This window comes from Nisaea sp., assembly GCF_017640745.1.
In the GTDB taxonomy this organism is placed as follows: Bacteria; Pseudomonadota; Alphaproteobacteria; order Thalassobaculales; family Thalassobaculaceae; genus Nisaea.
The window spans coordinates 36,181-52,385 of the sequence record NZ_JAEPQA010000008.1 but is presented as its reverse complement, the minus strand read 5'-3'; the positions used below and the strand labels follow the sequence as shown (position 1 = coordinate 52,385).

At 63.7% G+C, this 16,205-nt stretch carries 14 protein-coding genes and 1 other RNA gene; 7 read left to right on the top strand and 8 right to left on the bottom strand.

Features of this window, described 5'->3' with window-relative positions:
• Nucleotides 1-102: 102 nt before the first annotated feature.
• From JJ959_RS07720 to efp, 3 genes are all read right to left on the bottom strand, one after another.
• Complete coding sequence (locus JJ959_RS07720; RefSeq protein ID WP_292881704.1) at nt 103-2,052, bottom strand: methyl-accepting chemotaxis protein; 1,950 nt, start codon at nt 2,050-2,052, stop codon at nt 103-105.
• Between the two features lie 186 nt (nt 2,053-2,238).
• The gene (locus tag JJ959_RS07715) at nt 2,239-3,042 is read right to left on the bottom strand and encodes an inositol monophosphatase family protein (protein WP_292881701.1); all 804 of its coding nucleotides are present in this window, start codon (nt 3,040-3,042) and stop codon (nt 2,239-2,241) included.
• A 59-nt stretch (nt 3,043-3,101) separates the two neighbouring features.
• Entirely contained in the window at nt 3,102-3,668 is a 567-nt protein-coding gene (gene efp, locus JJ959_RS07710) for an elongation factor P (protein ID WP_292881698.1), read from the bottom strand.
• 396 nt (nt 3,669-4,064) lie between these two features.
• Between efp and JJ959_RS07705 the strand changes: the two genes are divergently transcribed.
• Both JJ959_RS07705 and JJ959_RS07700 read left to right on the top strand, forming a co-directional pair.
• Complete coding sequence (locus JJ959_RS07705; protein ID WP_292881695.1) at nt 4,065-5,858, top strand: sensor histidine kinase; 1,794 nt, start codon at nt 4,065-4,067, stop codon at nt 5,856-5,858.
• Nucleotides 5,845-8,061 carry an EAL domain-containing protein gene (locus JJ959_RS07700; RefSeq protein WP_292881693.1) on the top strand — a complete coding sequence of 739 codons (2,217 nt, stop codon included), beginning with the start codon at nt 5,845-5,847 and terminating at the stop codon, nt 8,059-8,061. Before JJ959_RS07705 ends, JJ959_RS07700 begins: the two co-directional genes overlap by 14 nt.
• A gap of 12 nt (nt 8,062-8,073) precedes the next feature.
• On the opposite strand, the gene thiE is transcribed toward JJ959_RS07700, so the two are convergent.
• The 4 genes from thiE to tkt all read right to left on the bottom strand — a co-directional run bounded on the left by thiE (nt 8,074) and on the right by tkt (nt 12,828).
• A complete protein-coding gene (gene thiE / locus JJ959_RS07695) occupies nt 8,074-8,709 on the bottom strand; it encodes a thiamine phosphate synthase (protein WP_292881691.1) in 636 nt (211 codons plus the stop codon).
• A gap of 72 nt (nt 8,710-8,781) precedes the next feature.
• Entirely contained in the window at nt 8,782-9,711 is a 930-nt protein-coding gene (locus tag JJ959_RS07690; RefSeq protein WP_292881688.1) for a class I fructose-bisphosphate aldolase, read from the bottom strand.
• 24 nt (nt 9,712-9,735) lie between these two features.
• Nucleotides 9,736-10,743, bottom strand: coding sequence for a type I glyceraldehyde-3-phosphate dehydrogenase (gap, locus tag JJ959_RS07685; RefSeq protein ID WP_292881685.1), 1,008 nt, complete (start codon nt 10,741-10,743; stop codon nt 9,736-9,738).
• A 66-nt stretch (nt 10,744-10,809) separates the two neighbouring features.
• A complete protein-coding gene (gene tkt / locus JJ959_RS07680) occupies nt 10,810-12,828 on the bottom strand; it encodes a transketolase (protein WP_292881682.1) in 2,019 nt (672 codons plus the stop codon).
• 271 nt (nt 12,829-13,099) lie between these two features.
• Here tkt and JJ959_RS07675 point away from each other — a divergent pair, with 271 nt between their 5' ends.
• The 5 genes from JJ959_RS07675 (at nt 13,100) to JJ959_RS07655 (ending at nt 15,292) form a co-directional block, all read left to right on the top strand.
• Entirely contained in the window at nt 13,100-13,321 is a 222-nt protein-coding gene (locus JJ959_RS07675; RefSeq protein WP_292881679.1) for a hypothetical protein, read from the top strand.
• A gap of 4 nt (nt 13,322-13,325) precedes the next feature.
• The gene (locus JJ959_RS07670; RefSeq protein WP_292881676.1) at nt 13,326-13,658 is read left to right on the top strand and encodes a cell division protein ZapA; all 333 of its coding nucleotides are present in this window, start codon (nt 13,326-13,328) and stop codon (nt 13,656-13,658) included.
• 13 nt (nt 13,659-13,671) lie between these two features.
• Nucleotides 13,672-13,827, top strand: a non-coding RNA gene (gene ssrS / locus JJ959_RS07665) — 6S RNA.
• 28 nt (nt 13,828-13,855) lie between these two features.
• A complete protein-coding gene (locus JJ959_RS07660; RefSeq protein WP_292881674.1) occupies nt 13,856-14,473 on the top strand; it encodes a 5-formyltetrahydrofolate cyclo-ligase in 618 nt (205 codons plus the stop codon).
• A 3-nt stretch (nt 14,474-14,476) separates the two neighbouring features.
• On the top strand, nt 14,477-15,292 hold the full coding sequence (locus JJ959_RS07655) for a TIGR00282 family metallophosphoesterase (protein WP_292881672.1): 816 nt from the start codon (nt 14,477-14,479) through the stop codon (nt 15,290-15,292).
• Between the two features lie 25 nt (nt 15,293-15,317).
• On the opposite strand, the gene JJ959_RS07650 is transcribed toward JJ959_RS07655, so the two are convergent.
• Nucleotides 15,318-16,148: an isocitrate lyase/phosphoenolpyruvate mutase family protein gene (locus JJ959_RS07650; RefSeq protein ID WP_292881671.1), complete on the bottom strand. Its 831-nt coding sequence runs from the start codon at nt 16,146-16,148 to the stop codon at nt 15,318-15,320.
• Between the last annotated feature and the right edge of the window lie 57 nt (nt 16,149-16,205).

Sequence of the window (16,205 nt, the reverse complement as noted above, 5' to 3'; positions counted from 1 at the left end):
GCGCGTCCTCAATGGGAGAATCGGTCGTCGGAAGACCTTATCCCATCACGGCTTTTGGCGACAACAGCCTAAGGGCGTGTGGCGGGCTCTACCCGCAGCGCGTCATGCGGCGCGAACGGACGTGAGGAACTTCTGTATCCGCTCGCCGAGCGTGGCGGAACGCTCGCCCACCTCACTGGATGCATTCAGAACCTCGCCCGCCATGCGGCTGGTGTTTTGCGACGCCTGACCGACAAAGCTGACATTGCTGCTGACGTCCTGCGCCGCCGCGGCAACGTCCTCGATATTGCGGGAGATGTCCTGCGTCGCGGCATTCTGTTCTTCGACCGCTGCCGCAATCGAGCTGGTGATGTTTTCCATCTCCTCCACCTTTGCGACGATCGACCGGATGGCGGCGACCGCTCCGGCGGTTCTGGACTGGATGGCACCGATCTGGGCCGCGATCTCTTCTGTTGCCTTGCCGGTCTGTCCGGCGAGATTCTTGACCTCCGAGGCGACGACGGCGAACCCTTTGCCCGCTTCGCCGGCCCGGGCCGACTCGATCGTCGCGTTGAGCGCAAGCAAGTTGGTCTGTTCGGCGATCTCGCGGATCAGGGTCACGATCTCGCCAATCCGGTCGGCGGTCTCGCTCAGCGCGTCGATTGCTGCGGAGGTTTCGCTGGCCTGTCCTGCGGCCTCGTTCGCGACGCGTGTGGCATTCGAGACCTGAGAGGATATCTCGGCGATCGAGGAGGAGAGCTCGGTGGTCGCGGTCGCCACGGTCTGGACGTTTGCAGTGGTTTCCTCCGTTGCGCTGGCGACGTTGGTGGCCCGGTCCCCGGATTCCTCCGCGTTGCGTGACATGTCCTCGGAGGTTTTCTGTAGCATCGAGGCTGACTTGCTGAGGCTGTCGAGGAGCGCCTGAACTTCGTTGTCGAACGAACTGGTCAGGCTGTCCACGTGAGCCGCACGGCGCAGTTCCTCTTCCTGCTTGGCCTGCGCTTCCGCCTGCAGCTGCTCGTTGCGGATCATGTTCTCCTTGAAGGTTTGAACCATGCGCGCCATGTCGGCGATTTCGTCTTTGCCGCCGGTATCGACCTCGATCGACTTGTCGCCATCGGCAAGCCGCAACATCTGTTGCGAGAGCGCGGAGATCGGCCTGCTGATCGAGCGGCCGACGATCTGGGCGATCACGACGCATGTCGCGCCGATGATGAAGATCAATACGCCCGTCAGAATGAGGGACTGCTGGTTGGCAATCGCGACCTCCGCAGTGACGGCCTCGTAGTCGGAGCGGATCGAGTCGCGCAATTCGTCCAGAACAGGCTCGGCTTTGGCATAGAGGTCCGAGAGGATATTGGTCTGCTCGCCGATCCCAAGGCGCAATGACGTGTATTTCCTGAACGTGGACTCATAGATATCCAGAGCGGCGAGAATGTCGCTCTTGATCGTCGCTCCGAGATCTCCCTTGCCGTTCAGGATTTCGGTGAACTCCTCGATGCGCTTTTCCAGCCGGCCGACATATTTCGGATCGAGGCGGAGGATGAAGTCCTTCTCGTGGCGGCGCATCATCAGCAGCTTCACCATGAGGTCGTCGGTCGCATGCTGTCCGATCAGTTCCTCCGCGCCTTGCACGGCTGTCCTTAGCTTGCCCTGGAGACCCGAATTCTCATCCAGGCCCATGGTGATCCAGTTTTCCGCGATCATGTCGAACTGGCGATCATAGGCCTGATAATCGCTGCGAACGGTCTCCAGGCGCTGTAAGTCGCTTCCCTCGACCTCGGTGGCCAGCCGCTCGGCGATCTGGAGGATTTGCTCGGAGACCGCCTTGTGCTTTCCGATGTAGTCGGCATCGAGGCGCAGCAGGAAGTCCTTCTCGCGCCTCCGGGCGTTCAGGAACAGGATCTCCATATCCTGCACGTCGTTGAAACGTGCCAGCGCAAGTCGCTGCCGCTCAGCATTCGCGGAGCGAACGGAATCCTGCCAGAGAATAACGCCGCCGATAGCGATGAAGCCGATCAGGGCGATGGCGCTGATCAGCAGGACGCGTGTGGAAATCCTAAGGTGATTCATGGCCTTCTCCGACAGCGAAACGGAACACTCCCTCCACGCCCGCAGGCGTGGCAGGACTGTTCCGGTCTGTGGCAAAGGCCCAACCTCAGTGTTTCAGGTTAATAAAACATGACCTGAATCAAAAAATTACACACAAAGATTGTAGCTGAATCAGCGGCTGGCGCTTCTGGCGAGGGTCACGGGCACTTAGGCCTTCGTGGCATCCCGGAGCGTTTTCAGGAGTTTGCCGTGGACGGCGTCGTTCGCGGCAACCACCTCGCCGGTCTCGATGCACTTGTCGCGGTTCTTGTAGTCGGTGCAGTAGCCGCCGGCTTCCTTGACCAGCAGCATGCCCGCCGCGATATCCCAGGCGCTGAGGCCGCGCTCCCAGTAGCCGTCGTAGCGGCCGGCGGCGACATAGGCGAGATCCAGCGCCGCGGCACCGAACCGGCGCACGGACGAGCAGCGGGTCATCACCGCCTCGAGATGTTTCAGGTAGGTGCCGTGATCGTTGCCGCGCAGGGTCGGGATGCCGGTCGCGAACACGCTGTCTTCCATGTTGCGGCGGGCCGAGACGCGCAGACGGCGGTCGTTGAGGTAGGCGCCCTTGCCCTTTTCCGCCCAGAACATCTCGTCCCGGGTCGGCTCGTAGACGATCCCGGAGACGATCTCGCCGTCTTCCTCGAGCCCGATCGAGATCGCGAAATGGGGAATGCCGTGCAGGAAGTTCGTGGTGCCATCGAGTGGATCGATGATCCAGCGCCGGCCCTGCGGATCCTTGCTCTCGACCGCATTGCCTTCCTCGAGCAGGAAGCCGTAGTCCGGCCGCGCGCGTTTCAGCTCGCTGGTGATGGTGTTCTCGGCCGCGGTGTCGGCGGTCGACACGAAGTCCGCCGGTCCCTTTTTGGAGACCTGGAGCTGCTCGACCTCGTTGAAGTCGTGCAGCAGCTGCCGGGCCGCCTTCATGGCGGCTTTCACCATAACGTTGATCGCGGGCGAGCGGGTCGCCATGGTCTCTCCAGTTCGATTTAGGGCTTGGCAGAAACCGGCCCGGGGGCCGGCGTCCTCAATCAGTCCTTGGCGCGCTCGACATAGGTGCTGTCTTCGGTCCGCACCACGACGCGGGTGCCGGCCTCGACATGCGGCGGCACGAGGATCTTCACGCCGTTCTCGAGCACGGCCGGCTTGTAGGAGGAAGAGGCGGTCTGCCCCTTCACCACCGCGTCGGCCTCGACGATTTCCAGCACCACGGTTTCCGGCAGCTGCACCGAGAGCGGCTCGCCCTCGTAGCTTTCGATCTGCACTTCCATGCCGTCCTGCAGGAAGACCGCGTTCTCGCCGATCAGGTCGGTAGAGATCTGGGTCTGCTCGTAGGTCTCGTTGTCCATGAAGGTCAGCAGATTTTCCTCGGCGAAGAGGAACTGCGCCGGGCGCTGCTCGAGGCGCACGCGCTCGACCTGCTCGTCGGCGCGGAAGCGCTCGTTCAGCTTGGTGCCGTTGCGGATGTCCTTCAGTTCCACCTGGTTGAAGGCGCCGCCCTTGCCGGGTTTCACGGCCTGGGTCTTCACGGCGACCCAGAGGCGGTCCTTGTGTTCGATGACGTTTCCGATGCGGATGGCGTTGCCGTTGATTTTCATGTCTTTGTCCGTCGAGCAATCATAGTGGCCGACGTCGCGCGGAAAGCGCGCGAACGTACGCAATATCGGGTGCGGCGCGCTTTTATCAGGTTGCGCCGGTGAAGTCTATCGGCCGCGCTCGCTCCGGAACGCATGCCTGATCTTCATGCTTTCGATGAACAATGGAAAAAACTCTGCATTTGATGCAATTATAATGCGAGTTTGACGCGAGAAACCATCACGCGTTAATCGTTGGTCAAGGATTTGGCTCGATGCTGCGAGACAGCTGAAGATCTGTCTCAAGTAGTTAGAGCGAATGATGGCATGGCAATGGTTGGCCTTTCGCAGGGAGCTCTCTCTCCGGTCTTTGTCAGATACTTCACACTGATTTTTCCCGGTTTGACCGGGATATTCCTCGTGATCTGGTTCGCCTCCCTCTATCTCGTCACCCGCGCCGATATCGCCGAGCAGCGCAATGCTGCAGTCGCCGCGATCAGTGCCGAGAGCAACCTGATGGGAGATTCGTTGCGGAACTTCGCGTCGGATCTGCGCGCGGTGGCAGGGCTGCAAAGCCTGAGAGAATACATTGACGGCGATGTTCGGGATTCCGGTGCCGTAATGGCCGACTTCTCCATCTTCGTGCGGGAAAAGCCGCTGATCGCCCAACTCCGTTTGATTGATCGTGACGGCTTGGAAACAGTGCGGGTGGACCGCAATCCCGATACCCAGGACGTCGAGATCGTAACGGACCTTCAGAACAAGGCCGAACGCTATTATTTCAGCAGCTCGATCGGTCTTCCCGCCGACGGTATCTATATCTCCGCAATCGATCTGAATGTGGAATTCGGTGCCGTCGAGACGCCCTGGCGCCCCATGATCCGGCTTGCAACCCCGGTTTTCGACCGCGGCGGCGCGACCGTTGGCATCGTGATTGTCAATGTCGCGCTGAGCCGGATGCTTGAGTCTTTCGACCGCCGCGGGCTGACGTCACATACGCCGCTTCAGATCCTGAACGCAGACGGATACTGGCTGGCCGGCGTCGAGCGTGATCGCCTGTGGGGCTTCATGTTCGGCCGGGAGACCACGCTTGCCGGCGAGGAGCCGGCACTCTGGTCCAGGATCGAAAGCGCCGACGGCGGAGAGTTCGTATTCGACGGCCGGACGGTGATCGTTCGGACCCTCTACCCCGAATCCGCGCTGTTTCAGGACGGCCGGGACGGTGCGGTCGTCAAGGATGACGAGTATTGGAAGATCGTCGCCTTCGTTCCGGGCGTGACGGCCGGGGCGATGTGGAGACATGCCAATCCGCTCGTCGCGGGCGCGGGCCTTATTGTCGTGGGACTATTCGCCTATGTCCTCTCGATGGCGCTGACACTTCGTCACGAAGCGGAGACGGACAAGCGGCGCGCGGCCGAGGACCTGGAGCGCTCCGAGAGGATGGCGAGCCTCGGCCGTCTGGTCGCGGGGGTGGCGCATGAACTGAACACGCCCGTTGGAAATGCGGTAACGGTTGCCAGCACTCTGGCGGAGCGGGTGGACGATTTCGAGAAAGACGTCGCCAGCGGAAGCCTCAGACGTTCCGTCATCACAAAGTTCATCGGTGAGTTGAAAGACGGGACCCGCATCATTCTCGACGGGCTGGAGCGCGCGCACGGCCTGATCGGACATTTCAAGCAGGTCGCGGTCGATCAGGCGAGCGAGCAGCGCAGGGAGTTCCAGCTCCAGGAGATCATCGCCGGCGTCGCCGCCTCGCTGAAATCCCAACTGAGGCACGACGGGATCACGCTCTATGCGGAGATCGAGACCGAGGCCGTTCTGGACAGCTACCCCGGTGCCTTGTCCCAGGTGCTCATTGTCCTAGTTGAGAATTGCAGGGCGCATGCCTTCCAAGGCCGGGCGCCCGGCACCGTGACGATGATCGCCCGCGACAAAGCGGAGAAGATGCTGGAGATCGAGGTGCGCGATGACGGGGTCGGGATGCCTCCGGACACGCTTGCGAGGATCTTCGAGCCGTTCTTTACCACCAGAATGGGGCAGGGCGGCAGCGGCCTCGGCCTCAGTATCGCGTTCAATATCGTGACCGGAACGCTTGGTGGCAGCATCCGCGCAAAAAGCGCTCTCGGTGACGGCACGTCGGTTCTCGTCGCTCTGCCTCTCAAGGCTCCTGAGCGCAACCGGGAAGCCATGGAAAGGACCTATGATGTCGGGTGATTTCGCCAGTCCGGATGATGACAGGTTCGACCTGATCGATGACGAGGGCGGAGGACCCTCCAATCCGAAAGGGCGTCCCTGGAAAGTCCTTGTCGTCGACGACGAGGATGACGTGCATCAGGCCACCCGCTTCGCGCTTCGCGACATGGAGATTTTCGGCCGTCCGGTAGAATTGCTGCATGCAAGGTCCCGACAGGACGCGCTCGCGATGATCGGCGAACTCGGCGATGTCGCGGTGGCTCTGGTTGACGTTGTCATGGAAGAACACGATTCCGGGCTCGAACTGGTCAGGGACCTGCGGGCCGCCGGGCTGGACAAGCTTCGGATCGTGCTCCGGACCGGCCATCCGGGATATGCGCCGGAGCGCACGGTGATCGACGAGTACGAGATCGACGATTACCGCACCAAGGGCGAACTCACCCGACGTCGTCTGGTGACGGTGCTGACGGCCTGCATCCGTACCTATGAGCATCTTCGGGTCATCGAGCGGGGCCGGGACGGGCTCGAGCTCATTATCGAAAGCTCGAACCAGCTGTTTCGCAGGACCAATCTGGAACTGTTCTCCCAGGGCGTGCTGACGCAGGTCGCCGGGCTGCTCGATATCGCGGCGCACGGGATCGTCATCAGTTATCCCCTTGACGAAGAGCCCGGTGATTTGTCGGAGACGGTGGGAAGGGTGATCAGTGCGACGGGTCATTTTGCCCATCTGATGGGTAAGCTGAGCACCGAGGTTGCCGATCCCGTTCTTCGGGAACGGATCGAGACCGCCGTTCCGGACGCCCGGCCGCTGGTCCGGGACGGCTATATGACGCTGCACTTCACGACCGACGACGGGCGCGGGCTGATCGTCCTGCTCGAAACGGACCTCGAGATTTCCCAGCCCGATCTGGACCTGTTGAAGCTCTTCTCGAACAAGATCTCGCTGAGTTTCGAGAATTTGGCGCTGGTCGAGAAGCTCGACAATCTCGCCTATGTCGACACGGTTCTGAACGTGCCGAATCTGAACGCTTTTGAACGGGCGCTTGAGAAACGTTTCGAGACATCGCCGCTCGGCAATCTCTGCGTGGCGCTGGCCGACATCGAGTCCTATCGGACGATGGCCGCGACCTATGGCTTCGCCGCCACCCAGAAATTTCTGAAGGAAATCTACGGCGACCTGAACACAGATGGAAGAGTCGTCGCCCGCCTGGACGACGGTGTTTTTGCGATTCTCGCGGAGACCGAGAAGCTCGACGCGGACTGGCTGGAAGCCGTCCTGACGAAGCCAAGGCGGATCGATGCGATCGAGTTTTCGACTGCGGCGACCTCTGCCATCCTCGATCTGGCCGATATCGAGCGGGATCCGGGAACCGTCTTGCGCGCGGCGAAATCGGCTCTCCTGCATGTACGGCAGGCCGAGGCCGGGAAGACCGTGCGCTACGACCTCAAGATGCGCGCCGACGCGGAACGCCGCGTGATGCTGCAGTCGGAAATGCGCCGTGCCATAGGGAATTTCGACGGATTCGAGGTCCATCTCCAGCCGATCGTCGATTTGCAGACAGGGGAACTGAAGAGCGCCGAAGCCCTGTTGCGCTGGACGCTGGACGGCGAAGCGGTCGCGCCTGGCGAATTCATCCCGATCGCCGAGAGCGCGGGGCTGACGGGCTCCCTCACCGATTTCGTTCTAGAGACGGTCGGTGCCTGGTCAATCCGTCGGAAGGCGGGCCCCGCCTTGCCGGTATCGGTCAATCTTTCGATGGAGGATCTGAACCGTTCGAGCTTCCTGGATCATCTCCTCGAGACCGTGCGGCGGACGGGCCTGACCCCCGAAACGGTCTCCTTCGAAGTGACCGAAGGCGTCGCAATGCATCACGACGCGTCGGCCCAGTCTCTTGTCGGGGCATTGAGGGAGAAAGGTTTCCGGATCGCGCTTGACGATTTCGGGACAGGCTATTCGTCCCTTGCCCAGTTCGATCGTCTGCCGATCGACACGATCAAGATCGACCGCGCTTTCGTGAAGGATCTGGATACGCCGAACGCCCGGCGCAGCATGGCTTCGATCGTTCTCGGCATGAGCGAGACCCTGGACGTGGGGTGCGTGGCCGAGGGTATCGAGACGGAAGAACAGAAACAGGCGCTGATCTTTCTCGGCTGCAAGACCGGCCAGGGCTTCCTCCTCGGCCGCCCGACACCTATCGCGGAATTCGACGCGAGGTTCGCCTGATCGCGAACCGTTTCAGGCAGAGCCTTCGAACAGCTCGTTAAACGCCTTCACCCCCGCCGCCGGCCCGCCCGGGTGTTTCCAGACCGCCGTGATCACGGCGAGGAAATCCGCCCCCGCCTCGATCAGAGGTTTCGCGTTCTCGAGATTGATCCCGCCGATGGCGACGCAGGGGACCGTCGAGAAGGAGGCCCAGGCCTCCAGGGTCTCGATCTCGGCGTGGTGCAGGATTTCCTTGGTCTCGGTCGGGTAGAAGGCCCCGAAAGCGACGTAGTCGGCGCCGGCCTCGGCCGCTTCCATCGCGAGATGGATCGAGTTGTGGCAGGTCACGCCGATCATCGCCTCGTCGCCCAGAACGCGGCGCGCCGCCACGTAGGGCGTGTCGTTCTGGCCGACATGGGCGCCGTCGCAGCCGGCGAGCAGGGCGAGATCCGGGCGATCGTTCATCAGCAGCGGCACGCCGCGCGCATGGCAGACCGGCAGCAGGGTCTCCGCCGCGCGCTTGATCTCGTCGTCCGAGACATCCTTCAGGCGAAGCTGCAGACAGGCGACCGGCCCGGCATCGAGCGCCGCCGCAAGATCTTCGGCGAAGGCGTCGAGGTCGATCTTCGGCGGGGTGATAAGGTAAAGCTCGCAGCTTGGATCGGGCATGTTTCGGCTCTTCAGACGAAAACGGCGCCCGCGTCAGGCGGGCGCCGCGAAACGCAGGATCAAGGCGTAGATTTACGCCTTGCCCTTGTAGATGTCGATGATGGTGTTGAGCATGGCCATCGCTTCCTCGCGCGGACGCTGGAAGGTGTTGCGGCCAATGATCGAGCCGTTGGCACCGCCGTCGCGCAGGCCGCGGATCTCGTTGTAGAGACCGTCGAGATCCTTCGCCTCGCCGCCTGAGAACACGACGATGCGGCGGCCGTTGAAGCAGGACTTCACGACATGCTCGATGCGCTCGGCCAGCGTGCCGATGGCGATCTTGTTGGCCTCGTAGGACTTTTTCGCAGCCTCCAGCTCGAGATGCTCGGTCGGCGGCTTCACCTTGATGATGTGGGCGCCGAGCAGGGCGGCCATGTGGGCGGCATAGGCGCAGATATCGACCGCGGTCTCGCCCTTCTTGGTGAGGTCGCCGCCGCGCGGATAGGACCAGACCACGACCGCGAGGCCGTAGGCCTTGGCTTCCTCGGTCATCTCGCGGATCTGCCCCATCATCTCGAAGGCGTTGTCCGAGCCCGGATAGATCGTGAAGCCGATGGCGGAGCAGCCGAGACGGACCGCTTCCTGCACCGAACCGGTCAGCGCCTGGCTCGGGCCTTCCTTGTCGCGGGCGAGGCTGTTCGAGCTGTTCACCTTCAGGATCGTCGGGATCTGGCCCGCGAAGGTGTCGGCACCGGCCTCAATCATGCCGAGCGGGGCGGCATAGGCCGAGAGACCCGCATCGATCGCCAGCTTGAAGTGGTAGTGCGGATCGTAGGCGTCCGGGTTCGGCGCGAAGCTGCGGGCCGGACCGTGCTCGAAGCCCTGGTCGACCGGCAGGATCACGAGCTTGCCGGTGCCGCCGAGCTTGCCCTGCATCAGGATGCGGGCGAGGTTCGCCTTGGTGCCCGGGCAGTCGCTCTCATAACCGTCGAGGATGCGCTTGACGCGCTGGGTGATTTTCATCGCCGTTGTCCTTCCCTTTGCTTGTTAGAGCGTCGCCGCGACCGCTGCGGTGGTATCCAGCATGCGGTTGGAGAAGCCCCATTCGTTGTCGTACCAGCTGACCACCCGCACCAGCTTGCCCTCGATCACCTGGGTCTGCTTCAGGTCGAAGGTGGAGCTGTTCGGATTGTGATTGAAGTCGATGGAGACCAGCGGCTCGTCATTGGTGCCGAGGACGCCCTTCAGCTTGCCGTTGGCGGCATCGATGATCGCCTTGTTGACCTCTTCGACGGTGGTGTCGCGCTTCGGCGTGAATTTCAGGTCGATCAGGCTGACATTTGCCGTCGGCACACGGATGGAGGAGCCGTCGAGCTTCCCGGCGAGTTCCGGCAGCACGAGCCCGACCGCCTTGGCCGCACCGGTGCTCGTCGGGATCATCGAGGTCGCCGCGGAACGGGCCCGGTAGAGATCCTTGTGCATGGTGTCCAGCGTCGGCTGGTCGCCCGTGTAGGCGTGGATCGTGGTCATGTAGCCACGCTCGATGCCGATGGCCTGGTTCAGCACGTAGGCGACCGGAGCAAGGCAGTTGGTGGTGCAGGAGGCGTTCGAGATCACCGTATGCTCGGCGGTGATCTGGTCGTGGTTCACGCCGTAGACGACGGTGAGGTCGACGCCGGTGCCCGGGGCCGAGATGATCACGCGCTTGGCGCCGGCGGAGATGTGCTTCGCCGCATCTTCCTTCTTCGTGAAGAGGCCGGTGCATTCCAGCACGATGTCGACCTTGAGATCCTTGTGCGGCAGGTTCGCCGGGTCGCGCTCGGCGGTCACTTTGATCGGGCCCTTGCCGTAATCGATGGTGTCACCGTCGACCTTCACGTCGAACGGGAAGCGGCCGTGATTGCTGTCCCATTTCAGCAGATGTGCGTTCGTCGCGACCGGTCCCAGATCGTTGATGGCAACGACCTTGATATCGTCGCGACCGCTCTCGGCGAGTGCCCTCAGAACCAGACGGCCGATCCGCCCGAACCCGTTGATGGCAACATTAACGCTCATCAGATTTCCTCCTGACTTTCACGCTCGTACAAAAACGCCGCCCCGTCGGGGGCGGCGATGGTGGGATCATCCCAGACGCTTCTTGACCTCGGCCACAATGGCATCGCTGGTGATGCCGAAATGCTTGTAGAGGTCGTCGTAAGGCGCGGACGCGCCGAATGAGTTCATGCCGACGAAAATGCCGTCGAGCCCGATCAGCCCGTCCCAGCTCTGCCGGATACCGGCCTCGACCGCGACCATGAGGCTGCTGGCGCCGAGCACCTGCTTGCGGTAGGCGGCGTCCTGCGCGGTGAAGCGCTCGATCGAGGGCATGGAGACGACGGCGGTGGCGATGCCGTCGGCGTCGAGCGCGGCCTTCGCGGCGAGCGCGATCTCGACCTCGGAACCGGTGGCGAGGATTGTCACCTTGCGGGCGCCCGAGGCGTCTGCCAGGACGTAGCCGCCCTTGGCGGAGAGGTTTTCCGACGTGTCGCCGTCCCGCACCGTCGGCAGGCCCTGGCGGGTCAGCGCGAGGATCGACGGCCGGTGCTCGTCCTGCAGCGCGGCGAGCCAGCATTCCGCCGTCTCGATCGCGTCCGCCGGGCGGAACACGTTGAGGTTCGGGATGGCGCGCAGCGCGGCGACATGCTCGACCGGCTGGTGCGTCGGACCGTCCTCGCCGAGGCCGATGGAATCGTGCGTCATGACATAGATGACGCGGAGCCCCATCAGCGCGGAGAGGCGGATCGACGGGCGGCAATAGTCGGTGAAGACGAGGAAGGTGCCGCCATAGGGGATCAGCCCGCCATGCAGCGCCATGCCGTTCATCGCGGCGGCCATCGCATGCTCGCGCACGCCGTAATAGATGTAGTGTCCGCTGTAGTCGCCGGCCTTCACCGCGTCCTGGCCGCCGACCTTCGTATTGTTCGAGCCGGTGAGATCGGCCGAGCCGCCGACCAGTTCCGGGATCGCAGGCTGCAGCGCTTCCAGCGCCTTCTGCGAGGCGACGCGGGTGGCAAGTTTCGGCTTTTCCGCGGCGTGTTTCGCAATCAGGTCCTTGATCGCCTCTTCGGCGCCTTCCGGCAGCTTGCCGGACATCGCCGCGTCGAACGCCTTGCGGGTCGCCGCATCGGCGCTGTCATAGCGCGCGGTCCAGGCGACATGCGCGCCGGCTCGCTCCGCGCCGATGGCGCGCCAGGCGTCCAGCACCTCGGCCGGGATTTCGAACGGACCTGCGCTCCAGCCGAGATTTTCGCGGGCGCCGGCGATCTCGTCCGCACCGAGCGGGGCGCCGTGGGAGGAGGACTTGCCTTCCTTGGTCGGCGCACCGAAACCGATCTTGGTGCGGCAGGCGATCAGGGACGGGCGGTCGTCTGCCCGCGCGGCCTCGATCGCAGCGGAAATCGCTTCCGCATCGTGGCCGTCGACCCGGCTGGTGTCCCAGCCGTAGGCCTCGAAGCGCATCAGCTGGTCGTCGGAGACCGAGAGGTCGGTCGAACCGTCGATCGAGATGCCGTTATCGTCGAACAGCACGATCAGCTTGCCGAGCTTCAGGTGGCCGGCCATCGAGGCGGCCTCGTGGCTGATGCCTTCCATCAGGCAGCCGTCGCCGGCGATCACGTAGGTGTAATGGTCGACCAGGTCGTCGCCGAAGCGGGCATTGGTCATGCGCTCGGCGAGCGCCATGCCGACGGCATTGGCGAAGCCCTGTCCGAGCGGGCCGGTGGTGGTCTCGACGCCCTGCGTATGGCCGAATTCCGGATGGCCCGGGGTCTTCGACCCGAGCTGTCGGAAATTCTTGATCTCGTCGAGCGTGACGTCGTCATAGCCGGTCAGATGCAGCAGCGAGTAGATCAGCATCGAGCCGTGGCCGGCGGAGAGGATGAAACGGTCGCGGTCCGCCCAGTCCGGTGCCTTGGGATCGTAGTTCAGGAATTCCGAGAACAGCACGGTGGCCACGTCGGCCATGCCCATCGGCATGCCGGGATGGCCGGACTTGGCCTTCTCCACCGCGTCCATCGAAAGCGCGCGGATCGCGTTCGCGAGCATGTCGTGCGAAACGGCGCTTCCCGAACCGTCGCTTGCAGCAGAAGATGTCGTGTTCATGGGCGTCAATTCTGTTCGGCGGCGCCCTTCCCCGGACCGGTCCGGACGGGAGGCCGCATCTGATGAACGGGGCGGGCGCACAAGGTGGTCTCTACCCCGGAAAGGCGGGGTGAAAATGCCGTCCTGCCCCCGTGCAGTCAACTCCGGAGTTGGTGGCGGATGATGCGGTCCGCCGAGGCCGCGCGTTGACGCCTTGATATTGCAGTTTGTATGCTTCCGCCGCCGGGCGCGGGACGCCCGAAAATCAAGCGTTTTTTAAGGACAGGACCGGATGTCCCGACTCGATTCCGCCGCCGCACGCCTCGAAGCCGCGATCGAACGGCTCGACGATGCCGCGCACAAGGCCCTCGAACTCAGCTCCCGTTCTGCCGAACTTCAGGCGGAGCTCGACGCGGCGAAGAAGGAATATGCCGAACTCTCCAAGGTCACCGATGAGGTCAGCGAGAAGCTGGACAAGACCATCGGCCGCCTGAAATTCGTGCTGGAAGGATAAGCCGGTGGCCCAGGTCGAGATTACCATCAACGGCAAGAACTACCGCATCGCCTGCGAGGATGGGCAGGAGAGCCGGATCGCCAGTCTCGCCGCCATGGTGGATTCCCATGTGAAGGACCTGGTCGAGCAGATCGGCCAGATCGGCGACACGCGCCTTCTCGTCATGGCCTCGCTGCTGATCGCGGACGAGCTTGTCGACCTGCGCGAGATCGAAGCCGAGATGGCGTCCGAGAACGGGGCGAGCCCGATCGGCGAGAGCGAGGAGAAGATCGCCGCCGCGCTGAATGCGATGGCCGGACGAATCGAGAGCATTGCAGACCAGCTTGAACGCGCCTAGATATGTCCTCGGACGGTAGCTGCGCGATGCGTCAGGCCTCACAATCCCTGGGGCTATAAACGATCCTTCGGGAGCTGTCTCTGCCGGGACCGTGGTTCCGGTATGCGGCGCCCACCTGCTTTGCAGGCCACAGAGGATTATCTCGGCCAACGGTCGTGGCGGCGCCGTCCAGTTTTATTCCAGACGAAAGACGGCCATTGCCGAATCCCGCGCCGAACGCCACGACATCGACTGACCGCATCGACGCCGAAAAGGCGGCCTTGCGAAAGACGATCGAGGAGCGCCGGCAGCAGGCGCATGCCGCGCTTTCGGACTGTGCGGGCGAAATCATCCGCGACAGCTTCCTCACAAGCTTCGAACTTGCCCCGGCTTCCATTGTCGCCGCCTACTGGCCGTTCCGCTCCGAGATCGACCCGCGCCCTCTGATGCTCGCGCTGCATGCGAAGGGACACCGGATCGTGCTGCCGGTGGTCGTGCGGAAGGCCGCACCGCTCGCCTTCCGGCTCTGGGGCCCGGGCGCGCATCTGGTCAAGCACGGCCTCGGTGGTCTGGTGCCCGATATCGGCGCGCCGGAACTCGAGCCGGACACCCTGCTCGTCCCGATGCTGGCTTTTGACGAGGCGGGCTACCGTCTCGGCTATGGCGGCGGGTTCTATGACCGGACTCTCGAGAAACTGCGGGTCTCCAGCTCCGTCCGCGCGATCGGCCTCGCCTATGAAGCACAGCGCGTCGCCGCGGTCCCGCGCGAGGCGACGGACCAGCAGCTCGACGCTTTGCTGACCGAAGCCCGCGTCACCCATTTCGGAAAGGCCTGAACCTTGCGCGTACTTTTTCTCGGAGATGTCGTGGGCCGCGCCGGGCGCGAGGCGGTGCAGGACCGTCTTCCGGAACTGCGCGAGCAGCTCGCGGTGGATTTCGTCATCGTCAACGGCGAGAATTCCGCCGGCGGCTTCGGCATCACGCCGGAAATTGCCGAGGCTTTGTTCGATGCCGGCGCCGATGTCGTCACCACGGGCAACCATGCCTTCGACAAGCGCGAGATCCTGACCTATTTCGACGCCGAGCCGCGCCTGCTGCGCCCGGCCAACTATCCGCCGGAGACGAACGGCAAGGGCAGCGGTCTCTACGCGACGCAGGACGGCCGCCACGTGCTGGTCGCCAATATCGCCCTGCGCCTGTTCATGGACAGCGCCGAATGCCCTTTCCTCGCCGCGGAGAAGATCGTCGAGGAATGTCCGCTCGGCTATGGCGCCGACTTCATCTTCATCGACATGCACGGCGAGGCGACGTCAGAGAAACTGGCGCTCGGACATTTCCTCGACGGCCGGGCGAGCGCGGTCGTCGGTACCCACACCCATATCCCGACCGCGGATCACATGGTGCTGCCCGGAGGCACCGCCTACATGACCGATGCCGGCATGTGCGGCTGCTACGACAGCGTGATCGGGATGAAGAAGGAGGCTCCGTTGGAGCGCTTCCTCTCGAAGACCGCGCGTGCGCGTCTCGAGCCTGCCGACGGACCGGCGACGGTCGCTGGCCTGCTGGTGGTCAGCGACGATGCAACCGGCCTTGCGACGGCAGCCGCGCCGGTACGGCTCGGCGGCCTGCTTTCCGAAACCGTGCCGCAGATCTGATCCGCCGCCGCCTCCGGCCTCTTGGTCAGCGCTTTTCCGCGGACATGAGTTCGGTGATCTCCTGGTTCGGAATGGCGTCCGCCGCGTAGGTGAAGGTTCCCCGCTGCAGCACTTCCTCGGCGGCTCTTTTCAGCGCGCCGAGCGCCGCCCGGGCGAAGGATCCGCCGACGCTGATCCGGCGGGCGCCGGCCTCCGAAAGCTCGGCGACGGTATAGGTCGCGCCCTGCAGCCCCATCAGGACGTTCACCGGTTTGTCGACTTCGCGGCAGACCGTTCGGATCGCTTCCAGGCCCGGCAGGCCGGGGGCGTAGAGCACGTCGGCGCCGGCCTCGGAATAGGCCTGAAGGCGTTTGATCGTCTCGCCGAGCCCGGGCCGGCCGCAGAAATAGTTCTCGGCCCGCGCGGTGAGAAGAAACGATCGTCCCGCCGCGGCTTCCGTTGCCGCGCGGATACGGTCGGCAGCCTCCTCGACTTCGAAGATCGGCCGGTCGTCGTCTCCGGTCGCATCTTCTATCGATCCGCCGACCAGACCCGCCTCGCAGGCGAGCCGGATGGTTTCGGCGCAGGCTTCGGGCGCGGCGCCGAAACCGTCCTCCAGATCCGCCGAAACCGGAAGGTCGGTCGCCTCGACGATCATCCGCGCGTTCTCCAGCAGTTCTTCACGGGTGAGACCGGCGAAGGAATCGCGCTTGCCGACGGCGAAGGCGTAACCGGCGCTGGTCGTCGCCAGCGCCTCGAAGCCGCAATGGGCGAGCAGGCGCGTGGTTCCTGCATCCCACGGGTTCGGCATGACAAATGCGCTGTCCCGTTCATGCAGGGCCTTGAAGCGTTCGAATTTCTGTTCGCGTGTTTGCATCTCTGCGGCCTCCCGAAACCAAGGCGGGCACTCTAGCACTCGGAACAAAGTGGGAAC

What these genes read in the sequence shown, in the direction of transcription:
- thiE (WP_292881691.1), bottom strand. Translation starts at nt 8,709, where the DNA reads ATGCCCGATCCAAGCTGCGAGCTTTACCTTATCACCCCGCCGAAGATC.
- JJ959_RS07700 (WP_292881693.1), top strand. Translation starts at nt 5,845, where the DNA reads ATGATGTCGGGTGATTTCGCCAGTCCGGATGATGACAGGTTCGACCTG.
- tkt (WP_292881682.1), bottom strand. Translation starts at nt 12,828, where the DNA reads ATGAACACGACATCTTCTGCTGCAAGCGACGGTTCGGGAAGCGCCGTT.
- JJ959_RS07675 (WP_292881679.1), top strand. Translation starts at nt 13,100, where the DNA reads ATGTCCCGACTCGATTCCGCCGCCGCACGCCTCGAAGCCGCGATCGAA.
- JJ959_RS07650 (WP_292881671.1), bottom strand. Translation starts at nt 16,148, where the DNA reads ATGCAAACACGCGAACAGAAATTCGAACGCTTCAAGGCCCTGCATGAA.
- efp (WP_292881698.1), bottom strand. Translation starts at nt 3,668, where the DNA reads ATGAAAATCAACGGCAACGCCATCCGCATCGGAAACGTCATCGAACAC.
- JJ959_RS07720 (WP_292881704.1), bottom strand. Translation starts at nt 2,052, where the DNA reads ATGAATCACCTTAGGATTTCCACACGCGTCCTGCTGATCAGCGCCATC.
- gap (WP_292881685.1), bottom strand. Translation starts at nt 10,743, where the DNA reads ATGAGCGTTAATGTTGCCATCAACGGGTTCGGGCGGATCGGCCGTCTG.
- JJ959_RS07690 (WP_292881688.1), bottom strand. Translation starts at nt 9,711, where the DNA reads ATGAAAATCACCCAGCGCGTCAAGCGCATCCTCGACGGTTATGAGAGC.
- JJ959_RS07715 (WP_292881701.1), bottom strand. Translation starts at nt 3,042, where the DNA reads ATGGCGACCCGCTCGCCCGCGATCAACGTTATGGTGAAAGCCGCCATG.